This window comes from Pseudomonas sp. PA-1-3F, from assembly GCF_021609665.1.
GTDB lineage: Bacteria > Pseudomonadota > Gammaproteobacteria > Pseudomonadales > Pseudomonadaceae > Aquipseudomonas > Aquipseudomonas paracarnis.
The window spans coordinates 20,728-35,700 of the sequence record NZ_WJZD01000051.1 but is presented as its reverse complement, the minus strand read 5'-3'; the positions used below and the strand labels follow the sequence as shown (position 1 = coordinate 35,700).

At 57.3% G+C, this 14,973-nt stretch carries 14 protein-coding genes and 2 pseudogenes; 10 read left to right on the top strand and 6 right to left on the bottom strand.

What is annotated here, in order from left to right:
* Both GIV26_RS25460 and GIV26_RS25455 read left to right on the top strand, forming a co-directional pair.
* Window positions 1-142: pseudogene (locus GIV26_RS25460) on the top strand (ribonucleotide-diphosphate reductase subunit beta); the annotation flags it as partial.
* Window positions 143-209: 67 nt separating this feature from the next.
* Window positions 210-382 (top strand): annotated as a pseudogene (locus tag GIV26_RS25455) (HNH endonuclease); the annotation flags it as partial.
* Between the two features lie 432 nt (window positions 383-814).
* Here GIV26_RS25455 and GIV26_RS25450 read toward each other — a convergent pair.
* Window positions 815-1,528: a DUF4225 domain-containing protein gene (locus tag GIV26_RS25450; RefSeq protein ID WP_198863098.1), complete on the bottom strand. Its 714-nt coding sequence runs from the start codon at window positions 1,526-1,528 to the stop codon at window positions 815-817.
* Window positions 1,525-2,010: an Hcp family type VI secretion system effector gene (locus tag GIV26_RS25445; protein WP_034128476.1), complete on the bottom strand. Its 486-nt coding sequence runs from the start codon at window positions 2,008-2,010 to the stop codon at window positions 1,525-1,527. The genes GIV26_RS25450 and GIV26_RS25445 overlap by 4 nt, the downstream gene beginning before the upstream one ends.
* A 379-nt stretch (window positions 2,011-2,389) precedes the next feature.
* Between GIV26_RS25445 and GIV26_RS25440 the strand changes: the two genes are divergently transcribed.
* Window positions 2,390-3,037: an HAD-IB family hydrolase gene (locus tag GIV26_RS25440; RefSeq protein WP_057704184.1), complete on the top strand. Its 648-nt coding sequence runs from the start codon at window positions 2,390-2,392 to the stop codon at window positions 3,035-3,037.
* Between the two features lie 98 nt (window positions 3,038-3,135).
* On the opposite strand, the gene GIV26_RS25435 is transcribed toward GIV26_RS25440, so the two are convergent.
* A complete protein-coding gene (locus GIV26_RS25435; RefSeq protein ID WP_236282692.1) occupies window positions 3,136-4,095 on the bottom strand; it encodes a LysR family transcriptional regulator in 960 nt (319 codons plus the stop codon).
* Window positions 4,096-4,288: 193 nt separating this feature from the next.
* On the opposite strand from GIV26_RS25435, the gene argH reads away from it, so the two are divergent.
* The 7 genes from argH to GIV26_RS25400 all read left to right on the top strand — a co-directional run bounded on the left by argH (window position 4,289) and on the right by GIV26_RS25400 (window position 11,200).
* On the top strand, window positions 4,289-5,716 hold the full coding sequence (gene argH / locus GIV26_RS25430; RefSeq protein ID WP_072448478.1) for an argininosuccinate lyase: 1,428 nt from the start codon (window positions 4,289-4,291) through the stop codon (window positions 5,714-5,716).
* Between the two features lie 160 nt (window positions 5,717-5,876).
* Window positions 5,877-6,755, top strand: a complete 879-nt coding sequence (locus tag GIV26_RS25425) for an amino acid ABC transporter permease (RefSeq protein WP_197901223.1) — start codon at window positions 5,877-5,879, stop codon at window positions 6,753-6,755.
* Between the two features lie 24 nt (window positions 6,756-6,779).
* On the top strand, window positions 6,780-7,544 hold the full coding sequence (locus GIV26_RS25420) for an amino acid ABC transporter ATP-binding protein (RefSeq protein ID WP_003193648.1): 765 nt from the start codon (window positions 6,780-6,782) through the stop codon (window positions 7,542-7,544).
* Between the two features lie 25 nt (window positions 7,545-7,569).
* Window positions 7,570-8,391, top strand: coding sequence for an ABC transporter substrate-binding protein (locus tag GIV26_RS25415; RefSeq protein WP_236282690.1), 822 nt, complete (start codon window positions 7,570-7,572; stop codon window positions 8,389-8,391).
* Between the two features lie 163 nt (window positions 8,392-8,554).
* Complete coding sequence (locus GIV26_RS25410; protein ID WP_236282688.1) at window positions 8,555-9,724, top strand: MFS transporter; 1,170 nt, start codon at window positions 8,555-8,557, stop codon at window positions 9,722-9,724.
* 54 nt (window positions 9,725-9,778) lie between these two features.
* On the top strand, window positions 9,779-10,729 hold the full coding sequence (locus tag GIV26_RS25405; RefSeq protein ID WP_236282687.1) for a hypothetical protein: 951 nt from the start codon (window positions 9,779-9,781) through the stop codon (window positions 10,727-10,729).
* A gap of 90 nt (window positions 10,730-10,819) precedes the next feature.
* On the top strand, window positions 10,820-11,200 hold the full coding sequence (locus GIV26_RS25400) for a helix-turn-helix domain-containing protein (RefSeq protein WP_186527834.1): 381 nt from the start codon (window positions 10,820-10,822) through the stop codon (window positions 11,198-11,200).
* A gap of 110 nt (window positions 11,201-11,310) precedes the next feature.
* Here GIV26_RS25400 and GIV26_RS25395 read toward each other — a convergent pair whose 3' ends face one another.
* The 3 genes from GIV26_RS25395 to GIV26_RS25385 all read right to left on the bottom strand — a co-directional run bounded on the left by GIV26_RS25395 (window position 11,311) and on the right by GIV26_RS25385 (window position 14,852).
* Entirely contained in the window at window positions 11,311-12,846 is a 1,536-nt protein-coding gene (locus tag GIV26_RS25395; RefSeq protein WP_236282685.1) for an amidase family protein, read from the bottom strand.
* Between the two features lie 144 nt (window positions 12,847-12,990).
* Entirely contained in the window at window positions 12,991-13,527 is a 537-nt protein-coding gene (locus tag GIV26_RS25390; RefSeq protein WP_233098120.1) for a hypothetical protein, read from the bottom strand.
* A 266-nt stretch (window positions 13,528-13,793) separates the two neighbouring features.
* On the bottom strand, window positions 13,794-14,852 hold the full coding sequence (locus tag GIV26_RS25385; RefSeq protein ID WP_236282683.1) for an MBL fold metallo-hydrolase: 1,059 nt from the start codon (window positions 14,850-14,852) through the stop codon (window positions 13,794-13,796).
* Between the last annotated feature and the right edge of the window lie 121 nt (window positions 14,853-14,973).

The window sequence follows — 14,973 nt, the reverse complement described above, 5'->3', positions numbered from 1 at the left end:
GATCGGCTTGAAGGAAGAGTACCCAGGCACGACTAACCCGTTCCCGTGGATGAGCGAGATCATGGACTTGAAGAAAGAGAAGAACTTCTTCGAGACCCGTGTGATCGAGTATCAGACCGGCGGCGCGCTGAGCTGGGATTGATCCGGACTAAGCACTAAAGGAAGCCCTGGCATGTTCAGGGCTTTTTTTTCGTCGGTAAAAAAGGAATTTGCTATTTCTTGAAGTCCATCACGTCAAGCACCTAGCCCAGAAGGGTTCGGATCGCATCACCAATGCTGTAGCCTTGTGCCCGATTGCCATCAGCGTTGTCATCGGTCGAGTGGTCGGGAGGCTTTTAGCGAAAGGCTTTACGCCAAGATCGGAGGACTGGCACGGGAGTAGGCTCCTGTTGTCATAGCTGATGCATGCTTAATACTATTAGATAGGACCTAGGCCAACCCGTGTACCCAGACATGCTCGAAGCCGAACCTAAGGCCTGAGTACTCTCTGCCTCCGACAAGCCTACACTCTCTTTTTTCGTTCAGAACCATCGCCTGACCTTCCACTTCATCGGAAGTGCAAATCCGTGAGCCAATATGCCGAAAAAGGCAATCCACTCGATGATGGGATATTGAATAATAAAATCAGTCCTAATCCCAAAAAAAGGAAACTCGCCATACTTAATAACCTCAATATAGGACACCACAAAATAGCCGTTATAGACCACACAAGAATACAGCTTTATATGATTCAAATCACACCCAGAAAACCTCCTTTTCAGAGCATAAGCGGACCATATGCCACCCATCACAAACAACGCAGACCAGAGCACAATCATTCATTAAGCCTTTTATATATTTGCCTACCGGTCTCGTAGTCGGTATAAGCTTCCAACCCTAACGGCGCGGCACCCATAGTTTTATAAGCCCGTTCTTTATCCGATCTTATGTATCTAAACAATCGCCATGCGTCAGGTTTAATCACACGCCTACCGAGACTGTACATTGACAATCCTATATCCGTACCACCGTAGGCTAGGTCGCCTTCACGCTCACCATATCCAAATGACGTTGCTGCGGCGCGATATGCGCTCCTGACTGGTCCCGCTGTATCTGAGACATCATTCATTAAATTGCGACCGTTCTCATAAATATTATTAGCGCCGTGTGCCATGATCGGGATACCCGCCAGCAAACACAGCGTACCGACTGAGGCGTAGCAAATTCCTGCCCCAGTCGCAAACTGAAGTGCGCCCGCGATAACCCCGATGCCTTTGCTCCCCACCTCCAGGGATTGGTTTATGAGGCTTTTTTGTTCGCGCCTTATTTCCTTCAACCCCTGATCAATTGTTTTCCTGCCTTCCTCAACATCCCTAACAATACTCCGCGCGTAATAAGCCACCTCCCGATTGAACTGTAACCGAACAACCCCATCATTAATATTCCGAGCACTGATGGTACAAGCTTGGTTAGTCAGATACGCTGCAGCCTGACTAACCACCCAGATATCGTAAAATGTGGGCTGCTGTTTTTCATATTTTTTATTCACCGGCCTGTCTCCCAAGTACTGAAGCCACTTGTTCCCGCCTGATGATGAGTCCAGATTATTTCACGATATTTAAGCGCAACATGCTCTTGTGCCTCTGCATCAATATGCAAAACAGAATGCGGTACGTCGACAGTGAGGTCGGTGATGATGCAGCCTCGAATATCGACGCTGTAGTATTTTTCATGCCAGCCCGATTGGGCGATCCGATAAAAATTGATGACGCAGTTGAGCTCTTCCCTGTTGGAGAGCGCTACCGCCAGCAAGGGTGACGATTTATCGATATTTTTGGTAATGGCAATCGGCCCATGACTCGACGCCCTGACGTTGCCCCTGTTGGCCATATTATGGTGGAAGGACAGCACCATTATCTCGTCGCAGTGCCCCTCCTGCCACTTGTTGCCGATAGAGTCTTGAGTCGAACACTTTGCAGAAATCAGACCTTGGGATTTGCCGCTGATGGTCATGTAGCCGTGGTTTGCCATAGGGTTAACGCCTTGTTGTTTTTGGCATTTACCATACGAAAAATAGCAAATAGGAAATATCGGAAAGTTCGCTTTAAGTGGTGCGAGTGGTATGTAGGAAATTTAACCCACACTCCAATCAGTCGGCCAAAACACTTGTAAGACCTAACTGCACTCGCTCTCGAATGAGCGTGCCGGAACCTCGGAAGCCCCACTCCTGGCTCAGGGGTAGTAAACTCGTATCGCCATAAACGCATGGACCGTCGCACGCACACAAAAGAGCGCAGAGGCTGACCCGCAGCGACCAGGCTGAACCGTCAACCTGAACCCCGGCAGGCAAGCGCCAGTCACAACGCTATGAAACCGCCCTACCTGATAAGGACCACCCGTGAACCCAGACATGCTCGAAGCCGGCCCCGCAGACGCCAAAGTACTTTCCGTCTTTGACTTCGACGGCACCCTCACCCACCACGACAGTTTCGTGCCCTTTCTCAAGTTTGCCTTTGGCACCGGTGAGTTTTATGGCCGGATGGTCAAGCTGGCGGTGCCGGGGCTACGTTTTTTGGTGCGGCAGATCAGCCGGGATGAGTTGAAGGCGCAGTTGATTCGCACCTTTATGACTGGGGTGGAGAAGACGTGGGTGCAGCAGAAAGCCGAGGAGTATTGCCAGCGCAATTGGGCGCGGTTGATGCGCCCGGCGGGGGTGTTGTCGGTGGAGCAGGAGTTGGGCTCGGGGGCGGTGGTGACGCTGTGCTCGGCGTCGCCGGCGTTGGTGTTGCAGCCGTTTGCCGATCGGCTTGGGATCAAGTTGATTGGGACTGAGCTTGAGGTGGTCGACGGGGTGTTGACCGGCAAGCTCACTGGGAATAACTGCCGTTGTGAGAATAAGGTGCTGCGGCTTGAGGCCGTGTATGGCGACCTGGGGGAGTATCGGCTCAGGGCCTGGGGCGATACGCGTGGGGATCGGGAGTTGTTGGCGGCGGCGCAGGATGCGCATTTTCGGCATTTTCATGCGAAGAAGAAAAAGCGAGCTCGGTTGCAGCGGTGATGCGGGTAGGTGGGGTTGGCGGGGAGACCGAGGCGATCCCATCGCAGCCTCGCTGGGGCTCGACAGCTCCCACATTTGATCTGCGTAGCTCGGGAGAGCTATGTCGTAGCTTTGACGTCCACGCCCAAGGCTGTGGCGAAGGCTTTGACCATCGGGCTCCGTGGCGCGTTGTGGCGCAGGATCAGGTTGAACGCGGTGCTTAAATGAACCTGCTGTGGGCACAGTGCGCGCAGGCGCCCTTCCCTTACCAGTGGCGTGGCGTAGTGTTCTGGCAGGAAGCCCAGGAAGCGGCCGGTAAGGATCAGGATGGCGACGGCTTCCACTTGTGAGGCCGAGGCGGACTGGCTGTCGTGGTTGACGAAGTTGGCCTTGTCGCGATGGATCGCATACCGATGGTTCACCACTTCGTATTGGCGAAGCGCATCGGGGGTGATGTCGCTCGCAGTGAACAAGGGATGCCCTACGGCGCAGTAGGCGTGGGCCTTTTCTTCGTAGAGCGGGAAGTAGTCGAATTCTTCACGGCGTTGGTACACCGGGACGATGCCGGCGACTAGGCGCCCCTCCACTACTCCACGCTCAACTTCGTCCAATTGCGAGGCATGTAGGCGCAATCTTATTTTTGGCGATTGGCGATGTAAGTTGCCCAGGGCGGTAATCAGCGGGGAGTTAACGTCGGAGACGGTGTTATCGATAACGCCCACACTCAGGTCGCCGATCAGTTCGTTTTGCGCCGAACTAAGTTTGTCGCGAAAACTGTCCACTGAGGTAAATAACTCGATGGATGCTTGATACACCAACTTGCCTTCTTCGGTCAGCCCGAACCCTTCGCGGCCCCGTGTGCACAGGCGCATGCCGATGCGAATCTCCAGGTCGGAGATCTGTTTGCTGATGGCCGCCAGGCCCACGTTCAGCTCGTTTTGCGCAGCACTGAAGCCGCCGGCTTCGACCACGGCCATAAATACCCGCAGCAATTTGAAGTCCAGCCCACTCAGTTGCAGCGGTGCTCGTGTGCCGGGTTTTGGCGGCAGGTTTCCAGAAGTGGAAAGTGGGGTTTCCATAATGCGCGTTGACCTCGAGTGCCATATTCAACAGGCTTGAACCCAATCCTTGAACATAGCCAGGCGGCGATAATGAACATAAACATCCGCCCTTGGCAACCTTGAATACGGCGCGTCAGATGCCGGTTCTACACCGATAAACTTCTGTTGAAACTGCCTCCGACTCTTCTTAAAACAAGCGTGAGGAATACCCATGTCCCAGCCCACCGACCGCCTTTGGGGCGCTCGTTTCAAGACCGGTCCGTCTGCGGCGTTGGCCGCGTTGTCGCGTTGCCCTGAGCGCTATTTTCGCCTGACGCCCTACGACCTGGCCGGCTCCCGCGCCCATGCCCGTGAGTTGCAGCGCGCCGGTTTGCTGGATGAGTCGGAAACCCTGCGCACCCTCGAAGCCCTGGACCGTATCGGTGAGGATTTCGCCGCCGGTCGCCTGCATCCCACCCTGGATGACGAGGACGTGCACACCTTTATCGAACGCGTATTGACCGAGCGCCTCGGTGCCCTGGGCGGCAAGTTGCGTGCCGGACGCTCGCGCAATGACCAGACGGCCAATGATCTGCGCCTGTTTCTGCGTGACCATGCACGCACCATCGCCACTGAGGTGTTGGGCCTGCAGCAGGCGTTGGTTGAACAGGCCGAGCAACATGTGCAGAGCATCTGCCCGGGCTTCACCCATTTGCAGCAGGCGCAACCCATTGTGTTTGCCCATCACTTGCTGGCCCACGCGCAGTCGATGCTGCGCGATGTGCAGCGCCTGGTGGATTGGGATGCGCGTACGGCCCTGTCGCCGTTGGGCGCGGCCGCCATGGCAGGTTCGGCGATAGCGCGTCAGCCAGAGCACTCGGCCAGGGAAATGGGCTACACCGGGCCATGCGAAAACTCCATCGACGCTGTCGCCAGCCGTGACCATGTGGCGGAGTTCCTGTTTGTGGCCGGCATGCTCGGGGTGAATATTTCGCGGCTGTCGGAGGAGTTTTGCCTGTGGTCGTCGCGCCAGTTTCGCTGGGTAGTGCTAGACGATGCCTACGCCACCGGCAGTTCAATCATGCCGCAGAAAAAGAACCCGGACATTGCCGAATTGGCGCGGGGCAAGGCCGGGCGTTTGATCGGCAACCTGACCGGGCTGATGTCGACGCTCAAGTCGTTGCCGCTGTCCTACAACCGTGACTTGAGTGAAGACAAGCACAGCGTGTTGGATAGCGTGGACACCTTGCTGCTGGTGTTGCCGGCGATGGCCGGGATGGTGGCGACCATGAAGGTGCAGGTAGAGGAGTTGCGGCGCCAGGCACCAATGGGCTTTACCTTGGCGACTGAGGTGGCGGACTGGTTGGCCACCCGTGGTGTGCCGTTCAAGGAGGCCCATGAGATTACCGGCGCGCTGGTGCAGGCCTGTGAGCAGCATGAGATTGAGTTGTGGCAAGCCTCACCGGCGATGTTGGCCGAGGTGGATGGGCGACTCACCCCGGACGTGCGCGACTGCCTGACCCTGGAGGCGGCGATTGCGGCGCGCAGTGGGTGGGGTGGGACGGCGCCGGAGCGGGTGAAGGAGCAGATTGGACGGTTGAAGATGGCGTTGGCGGCTCAGCAAAAGTGGACTGAAAGTTATCAAGGATTTCGGATTTAAGCCGGTGACGATCGTTCCCACGCACTGCGTGGGAATGCATCCCGTGACGCTCCGCGTCGTCACGTTACGCGCCAACGGCGGGACGCGGACGTCCGAGGCGGCGTTCCCACGCGGAGCGTGGGAACGATCACGCATCAAGAATAAATTTTGGAGTAGCAGCATGAACCAAACCCCGGCCGAGCGCTTGGAAGCCGAGCGCAAGTTGTCCGAAAACCAGTTCGATATCACCCAGTACGAGCATGTGCCGCGGCGCTATTACGGGCGGATGTTTTTTGCCACCCTGATCGTGATTGCGTTGGCGGCGCTGTTGCGCGCGTTTGCCAATGGCCAGATCGAATGGTCCTACATTGGCCAGTTCCTTACGTCGCAAGCCATCCTCTGGGGCCTGGTGAACACCATCGTCATGTCGATCCTGGCGATGGCATTGGGCGTAGTGATCGGAGTGATCACGGCGATCATGCGCATGTCGGCCAACCCGATCCTGCGTTACGTGGCCATCACCTATACCTGGTTGTTTCGCGGTACACCGCTGATTTTGCAGCTGCTGCTGTGGTTCAACCTGGCGTTGATCTTCCCGGTGATCACGATTCCGGGCCTGTTCAGCATCGACACCGTGGACCTGATGACGCCATTCGTGGCCGCCCTGCTCGGCTTGAGCATCAACCAGGGCGCCTACACCGCTGAAGTGGTGCGTGCCGGCTTGCTGTCGGTGGACACCGGCCAATACGAGGCGGCCAAGTCCATCGGCATGCCGAGCCTGCAGGCGCTGCGCAGGATCATTCTGCCGCAGGCGATGCGCGTGATCATCCCGCCCGTAGGCAACGAGTTCATCAGCATGGTGAAAATGACCAGCCTGGCCAGTGTGATCCAGTACTCGGAACTGCTGCACAACGCGCAAAACATCTACTACGCCAACGCCCGGGTGATGGAGCTGCTGATTGTGGCGGGCATCTGGTACCTGGCGGTGGTGACTGTTCTTTCATTTGGTCAAAGCCGCCTCGAGCGTCGTTTTGCCCGCGGCGCCGGCAAGCGTTCGTAAGCCTGGGTTGAGGAGATTTGCCCCATGAGAAGCATCGTCAAGGCTGTCAACCTGAACAAGTATTACGACCAGTATCACGCCTTGCGTGACATCAATATCGAGGTCGAGCAAGGCGAAGTAATGTGCATCATCGGCCCGTCCGGCTCGGGCAAAAGTACCCTGCTGCGTTGCGTCAATCAGCTGGAAAAGATCGACAAGGGCGGCCTGTGGGTCGATGGCGAATTGGTTGGTTATCGAGTGGTCGGCAACAAGCTGCACGAGATGAACGAAGCGCAGATCGCCCGCCAGCGCCTGGCCACCGGCATGGTGTTCCAGCGGTTCAATTTGTTCCCACACATGACTGTGTTGCAAAACATCATCGAGGGCCCGTGCCAGGTGCTCAAGCGCTCGCCCAAGGAAGCCATCGAAGATGCGCTGGAACTGCTGGCCCGCGTTGGCCTGGCGGACAAGCGCAATGCCTACCCGGTGGAGTTGTCCGGCGGCCAGCAACAACGTGTGGCAATTGCCCGGGCCTTGGCGATGCGCCCCAAGTTGATGCTGTTTGACGAACCCACCTCAGCCCTCGACCCGGAGCTGGTAGGCGAAGTGCTGTCGGTGATGCGCGATTTGGCCACCACCGGCATGACCATGATCGTGGTCACCCATGAATTGGGCTTCGCTCGCGAAGTGTCCAACCGCATGGTGTTTATGGACGCCGGCCAGATTGTGGAAGCCGGCAGCCCGGAAGACATTCTAATAAGCCCACAAAACCCGCGTACCCAAAGCTTTATTTCTGCCGTTCGCACTTAACTAAAAAACTAACGAGAACGCCCCTATGAAGAAGATATTTATCCCTACCTTGCTTGCAGGCCTGATGGCCTCCTCGTGTGTATTCGCGGCCTTGCCGCAAGCCATCAAGGACAAGGGTGAGATCAGCGCGGCCATCGTGCCGAACTACCCGCCGATGGACTTCAAGGACCCGGCCACCAACAAACTCACCGGTTTCGATTTCGACCTGGGCAACGCCCTGGCCGAGCGACTGGGCGTGAAGATCAAATGGCAGGAAACCGGCTTCGAACAGATGCTCAGCGGCCTGACCACCAAGCGCGTGGACATCGTGCTGTCGGGCATGACCGATACCGCCGAGCGCCAGAAAGCCGTGACCTTCATCGACTACTTCACCAGCGGCCCGCAGCTCTACACTTTGGCCAAGCGCGAAGAGATCAAGGAATTGACCGACCTGTGCGGTAAAAAAGTCGGCACCAGCCGCCGCACCACCTGGCCGTCTGAAATTACCGCCTGGAGCAAGGCAAACTGCGAAGCGGCGGGTAAGCCGGCAATCGTGGTGATCGGCACCGAAGGCTCGGCAGATGCGCGGGCGCAGTTGCAGCAGAACCGCCTGGATGCGGCGATGCAGGGCAGCGAGACCATTCCTTATTTGATGTCGCTGGACAAGGGCAAATACAAGCCGGTGGGGCTGGCGATTTCCAAGCAATTCACCGGGCTTGGGATTGAGAAGAGCAATACCGAGTTGGTCATGGCGATCAGTGACGCGTTGCAGGGCATGATTGATGATGGGACCTACGGCAAGATCCTGAAGAAGTGGGATCTGGAACAAGGTGCGGTAGAAAAAATCACCATCAACTCTGGCCAATAACGCCATCGAATGTGGGAGCTGGCTTGCCTGCGATAACGGTGGGTCAGCTAAAACAATGTTGGCCGTTACTCCGCTATCGCAGGCAAGCCAGCTCCCACACTCAATCTGCGTTCGCTGGTGATCTGAGTCGTGTAGGTAAGAATCACAAGGAGCCCACCCCACCGTGACCACCTACTCCCTTGTAATCCGTCGCCTGATGATCTGCTCGGTGACCATCGTGGTCAGCCGTGCCATGACCAGCCCGTTGCTGGCCCTCTGGCTGAGCACACGCCTGGGCCTCAACCAGCAGGACATCGGCCTGCTAATGGGGGTTGCCGTGTTCATCGCCACGCTCCTGGGTTTGTACGGCGGCTACATCATCGACCGTCTGGAAAAGCGCAAGCTGTTGATCCTGGCCATGCTCTCCAGCTCCATCGGTTTTTTTTTGCTGACCTTTGCCAGCAACCTCTACCTCACCACGCTGACCCTTGTTGTGACTGAAGCCGCGTCGGCGCTGTTCCTGATCGGCTCCAAGGCGATCATCAGCGAAAACCTGCCGGTGGGTGAGCGCGCCAAGGTGTTTTCCCTGCGCTACACCCTGACCAATGTCGGCTATGCCACGGGCCCGATGTTGGGCGTAGTGATTGCCGGCCAATTGCCGTGGGCACCGTTTTTGATCGCCAGCGCCATTGCCTTTGGCAGCTTGTTCCTGATGATCGGCATTGCGCCGACCCAGCGCGACGACAGTCATAAGCCTCAGAGTTTCCTCAGCATCCTGCGCATCTTGCGCAGCGACCGCACGCTGATCCTCTTCACCAGCGGCAGCCTGTTGAGCACCATCGTCCATGGGCGCTACACCCTTTATCTGTCGCAGTTTTTGCTGGTGGCCTACACACCCGACCAGGCACTGAAAATTCTGTCTGCGGTGCTCGCCTGCAACGCCATCACCGTGATTTTGATGCAGTACCAAATCGGCCGATTTCTCAAGCGCGAGCAACTGCGCCATTGGATCGTGCTGGGCACCCTGCTGTTTATTGCCGGGTTGGTCGGCTTCAGCCAGGCGCACAGTCTGCTGACCTGGTGCCTGGCAATGTTCGTGTTCACCCTGGGCGAGATGATCATCTACCCCTCGGAGTTTCTGTTTATCGACACCATCGCGCCGGATGCACTACGCGGCAGTTATTACGGCGCACAGAACCTGGCCGCGTTTGGCGGGGCCATGAGCCCGGTGATTTGTGGCTATCTGCTGATCAATGCGGCGCCCACCAGCATGTTCTTTGCCCTGGCCGCACTCACGGCCATGGGTGGCACCCTGTGTTTCTTGAGCGGGCGACGCGTGGCAGGTTCTTGCTGATATTTACGCAAGATCCGGCTATTAATAGCCAAACCTCTGACGGACCCGAGCCCCATGAAATTCGACACGGCCTACAGCCTGAGTCTCGACGACAAGCTGTCAATCTACGACGTGCGAGATCTGAATTTCGATGAAACTACCGCCTTCGATTCCGACAAAGACAGCTTCCTGTGCCCCAACGACGCCTGCCGTGCGGCGTTCGATAGCGCCAATGCGTTGAGTACCTTCAACGCCAAGAACGTCAACTACCAGCGCACGCCGCACTTCAAGAACAAACCCGGCACGCGGCATATCGACGGCTGCCGCTATGCCGGCAGCCATAAACCTGCGACGGGTGAAAATGACGACGAGCGTGAGGAAAATTTCCCATCAGAATTTGTGCTGACACGGCGACTGTACGAGCCTAGGACGCCGGTAGTCGGCACCGCTGGGAGCGTCCTGCAGGAGCCGACGAAAGTGCCCGCAAACCGCGCTACCACCTCTTCTGGCAGCAATGACTCGATCCCGGACAAAACCAGCGTATTCGCACACCCGGTGGAGTGCTACGTGTCCAACATCGATGACAAGGACAAGCTCAAGGCCATGCCCTTGAAGATCGGTGAGCACACGGCGACCTACTGGGCATTCTTCAAGAAGATCGAATACCTGCAAGACAACCAGGGTTTGATTTACTGGGGCAAGATCAAGACCATCAAGGACTACACCAGCAGCTTTCGCATCGACTTCGAAAAGAAGGTGTGGCTCGACAAGAAGCCCTATTCGGTAAATGTCTACCTGAGCAAAAAGCTTATCGAAAACTACCGCAAGCGCACGGCATTCCTGGAACAGATCAAGGCGGCAGCCAGCAGCGAACGGCCGCTGTATTGCTTTTTCTACGGGGTCACGCCGCAGCTTGTGCAGGTGCCCAGCCAGAAAAAACCCGAGCAGACGTTCGGGGTATTCAGCGCCAGGATCGAAAACCTGGATCACCTGATTATTCGCGAGGCGCCGGGGCTGGAATCATGAGGGGTTGCAACGCCAATGGATGAGCGGTAGAAACAACTGTACAAAAACACAGTATAGTTGCGCCTCCCCTGTCGAACCTGGAGAAACCCCATGTCCTCTCTGGCAATGAGTTCTTTCGTAGAACAACAGATCGTCTTGCATCAATTCACCGCCAAACACTGCGCGCAGGCGCGCGTGATGCTGGGCTGGAGCCGCGAAGAGCTGGCTCGCCAGGCTGGCGTGGCGGTGCAAGCAATTGAGAAACTGGAAGGCCACGGCGACGTGGACGATGAAACTCGTTTGATCCTGGCGTTTCGCCTGGAGGCCGAAGGGCTGGTATTTTTCCCGGGGTTCGCACCGGGGTGGGGGATGAGTGCGCGGCGGCTTGACACCGCCGCAGCGCAACCTTCTGCGCAAGGCCTCATCTCCCGGTTGATGGGTTCAACCACCGCAACCATTGACTCACAAACGCCTCAACCCAATGGTGCGTAGAGCCCAGGTGTTTCTCCGGGCGCTTCAATAGTTTCAAATGCACCCGTGGCGGTCGATTGAACCCTGGCACAACCTCTGCGAGGCAGCCGTCTGCAGAGGCTGATTCAAACTCAAGTGTCAGTAGTCTCAACCGCGTCCTCTGTACTGGCAGGTGTCGGTGTGAAGGGAGCACCTGGGAGAAAAGCCGGTTTTTGAATGGCCTGTGAGGCTTGTTCATAACCATAGGCGACTGACAGCAAGGTAGCTTCACTGTTGGCGGAGCCATACACGTAAAGTGCCGTGGGCATGCCGTCTTCATCCATGCCTGACGGAACGGATATGCCTGGGTACCCGGCCGCAGCGCTGAAAAAATAATTGTGGGACTGGAAGTTCGACACCATGGCGTCGAGCTTGTGCTCCTTCATGGGGTCATCAATGGTGTTCTGAAATATAGGAAGAATGGCTTTCCACAGCGCATCGCGATCTTCCTGGTTGGTCTGCACCCCATTGATCATTTCCAGCAGTTTCTGGTCAGGCTCACCAGGTTTCTGGGTGCGGTTGATAAAAGCAATCAGCTCAGAGAGTGATTTGACCGGCAAACCTTCTCGCCCAGCCAGGTAGCCTTCCAGCGCTTGCTTGACCTCCGAGAAAAGCGCGTTGTTATAATCGACATAGGTTTGTTCGGGGACGCCAGCATCCAACCGCGCCATCGGCACCAGAATCGCCCCTTGGGCCTTCATCACGTCGAGCGCCGCCTCATAATGCTTGCGGTCTGCTCGCTTGGCCGGGTCCTTGGCCTCCTCAGCGGACAACTCGGGTAAAGGGGTATAGCCAATTCGCTTGTCCTTCAAGGCGTCGGACTGCAGGCCCTTGGTGTAGGCAGTGGTCTCGGTCATTGCGTTAAGCGCTTCGGCCGCATCACAGATATTGCGGGTAAAAGTCCCCACCGCGTCCATGCGAGTGCTGGTCATGACGCCTTCGGTACTGACCAGGCCCGTCGTTGTTTTCAGGCCAAACACACCGTTGTAGGCGGCGGGGCTGATGATCGATCCGTTGGTTTCCAACCCCAGTGCCACAGGCACATGCCCTTGGGCGACCGCCACTGCCGAACCTGAACTCGACCCAGCCACCGGCCCTCCGAGTCGATGAGGGTTCAGCGTCTGGCCACCTCGGGAGCTCCAGCCATCCACAGGTAATAGTGACCGAAAGTTGGACAGCTCACTCATATTGGTTTTCCCCACAATCACCACCCCGTGCTTCAACAAATTGTCGACAACCTTGGCGGTTTTAGTGGCCGGCGCGCCCACCAAGGCCTTCGAACCTGCACTGGTCTGCATGCGGTCGTTGGTTTCGAAGACATCCTTCAGCGCTATCGGCACGCCATGCAAGTGCTTGAGTACGCGGCCATTGGCACGTTCCTGGTCGCGGGCCTTCGCCTCCCTCATAGCATCCGGGTTGGTTTCCAAAAACGCATTGCCGCCCTGTAGCCCACGATCAATATTGGCAATCTGCTTGAGCGAGTCCCTCAACAGTGACTCTGAGGTAACGCCGCCACCTTGGCCCATCTCCAATGACATCTGGCAGGCACTCTTGAAACCTTGCACAGGGTTTGCAAGTTCCTGAAGCAGGCCTGTCGCCCATCCACTTACCGAAACTGGTCCGATCATGAAATTCCCCTCTGTCTAACTGGATGTGAGCGTTATCGGTCGATAACACCGCACCAGTCTAAGAGCCGACACCCCATCACTATTTCGGGCGAATCCTGCTGCTGCGTCCTACTCTTCCCAGCCCGACGTAGTCTTCAATAACGTCTATGGCCGTAGCTGGCGGTAAGCGCGTACCAGTGCCGCCAAACGATCACCTGCCCAGCGTGCACCGTAAAACCAGACTCTGGAGCCATCCTCCAGGGTTTCACACACCGTGGGGTATCCGCTTTTCGAGGCGTTATGAAAGGCGGCTTCTGGATCCTCCGACACCAAGGCATCCAGGCGAAGGCCTGCCACCCGCTCATCGATTTCACGACAGGCCTGCTGATTGTCGCCGCTGCGCTGCATGTCCACCGCTACCCATTGGACACCGGCCCTGCGCAGGGTGTCGAAGACTCGGTGCAAGGCCTCACTGTGTTCGACCCGTTCAACGTGATTGCCCTGCACATAGCGCTCGACATACCCGACCCGATAGCCCGTCAACGCCCGCGTGGCGGTGAACGTGGTGTTATTCAACACGAGCGGTACCTCTACCATCACCGGTTCGGTAGGGTCCTCGCCGCTGAGGGCGACAAGTGATAGCGCGGGGTCACGCACCGGCCGTAGATGGGGCGCCAGGGCGTTATACCCTGGGATGAGCATGGCGCCCGCAGCCTGTTCGGTGCCAAAGACAATAGAGGTGGGTGCAGCATGGGGGGGTGAAGCGGGTACGTCGGCGGCGTTCATTGGCGGGGGTAGCGGTTGGGCTGGGGCACAAGGCACCCCTATTTTCCAAAGCTTCTTACAGTGGCTGTCCATCGAAACATCCTCCCGGAAATAAAATTCCCGCGGGATCATCGCATTCTCATTTGACCTTTGTCGCAGAGCAGAAATTCGCTGAAAAACTCTTTTCCAAGCGGGCCATCGGCTCAGCTTGCTGCGTGTTCGTTGACCGGTTGAGGCTCCACTTCCAGCCACCAGGCCTGCCCGCGCTCGGGCTGGTTCAGGCGGAACGCCTGGCCCATTCCCGGGGTAGTGATCGAGATATTGCGCTCCCAGGCCAGGGCCATGATGCGGTCGAACGGTTCGTGCCAGGCGTGGAAGGCCAGATCGAAGGTGCCATTGTGAATCGGCAGCAGCCAGCGCCCTTTCAGGTCGATATGCGCCTGCAGCGTTTGCTCCGGCTGCATGTGCACATGGGGCCAATCGACATTGTAAGCGCCGGTTTCCATCAGGGTCAGGTCAAACGGCCCGTACTGCTCGCCGATGCGTTTGAAACCGTCGAAATAGCCAGTATCGCCACTGAAAAATATACGTCGCGTAGCGTCGATCATTACCCATGAGCACCACAGGGTCTGGTTGCCATCAAACAGGCCGCGCCCTGAAAAGTGCTGAGCCGGCGTGCAGACAAAACGAACGCCATCGACTTCGATGCCCTGCCACCACTCCAGCTGGCGCACTTTGCTGGCGTCTACGCCCCATTTGACCAGCGTGTCACCCACGCCCAGGGGCGCCAGGAAGTAGCGGGTCTTTTCGGCCAATTGGACCACCGCTTTACGGTCGAGATGGTCGTAATGATTATGGGAAAGGATCACCGCTTCCAGCGCTGGCAGCTCATCAAGACTGATGGGCGGCTGATGAAAACGCTTGGGGCCGGCCCAACTGAACGGCGAGGCGCGTTCGGCAAACACCGGGTCGGTGACCCAGAATTTACCACGCAGTTTCAGCAGCACGGTTGAATGGCCGAGGCGATACACGCTGTGATCAGGGGCGGCCAATAACTGCTCGCGGGTCAGTGGCTGTACCGGAATCTGCCCCACCGGCCGTGTCGTGCGCGGCTTGTTGAATAGCATGTTCCAGAAAATGCGCAGGGTCTTGCCCAAGCCACCGTGCTGCACCGGAGTGTCGTTGCTGAAGTGCCCCAGGCCCTGCTCGGCAGGCTTGGGCGCCGAGGGCGCCGGGTCGAGACGGGTTGAAATAGTGGCCATGACGATGTGACTCCGGCGGTCCGCTCAAGTATTACACTGCACAGTGTAGTTTCTAGATTGCAACAAAATCCGGAGCAAGTAAACTGCCCGGTGTAATTTCATTGTTGAGTCGAATGCCTTC

Excerpts from the sequence above, each read along its gene's own strand:
- GIV26_RS25445 (WP_034128476.1), bottom strand. The coding sequence starts at position 2,010 with ATGGCAAACCACGGCTACATGACCATCAGCGGCAAATCCCAAGGTCTG.
- GIV26_RS25440 (WP_057704184.1), top strand. The coding sequence starts at position 2,390 with ATGCTCGAAGCCGGCCCCGCAGACGCCAAAGTACTTTCCGTCTTTGAC.
- GIV26_RS25435 (WP_236282692.1), bottom strand. The coding sequence starts at position 4,095 with ATGGAAACCCCACTTTCCACTTCTGGAAACCTGCCGCCAAAACCCGGC.
- argH (WP_072448478.1), top strand. The coding sequence starts at position 4,289 with ATGTCCCAGCCCACCGACCGCCTTTGGGGCGCTCGTTTCAAGACCGGT.
- GIV26_RS25425 (WP_197901223.1), top strand. The coding sequence starts at position 5,877 with ATGAACCAAACCCCGGCCGAGCGCTTGGAAGCCGAGCGCAAGTTGTCC.
- GIV26_RS25420 (WP_003193648.1), top strand. The coding sequence starts at position 6,780 with ATGAGAAGCATCGTCAAGGCTGTCAACCTGAACAAGTATTACGACCAG.
- GIV26_RS25415 (WP_236282690.1), top strand. The coding sequence starts at position 7,570 with ATGAAGAAGATATTTATCCCTACCTTGCTTGCAGGCCTGATGGCCTCC.
- GIV26_RS25405 (WP_236282687.1), top strand. The coding sequence starts at position 9,779 with ATGAAATTCGACACGGCCTACAGCCTGAGTCTCGACGACAAGCTGTCA.
- GIV26_RS25400 (WP_186527834.1), top strand. The coding sequence starts at position 10,820 with ATGTCCTCTCTGGCAATGAGTTCTTTCGTAGAACAACAGATCGTCTTG.
- GIV26_RS25395 (WP_236282685.1), bottom strand. The coding sequence starts at position 12,846 with ATGATCGGACCAGTTTCGGTAAGTGGATGGGCGACAGGCCTGCTTCAG.
- GIV26_RS25390 (WP_233098120.1), bottom strand. The coding sequence starts at position 13,527 with ATGCTCATCCCAGGGTATAACGCCCTGGCGCCCCATCTACGGCCGGTG.
- GIV26_RS25385 (WP_236282683.1), bottom strand. The coding sequence starts at position 14,852 with ATGGCCACTATTTCAACCCGTCTCGACCCGGCGCCCTCGGCGCCCAAG.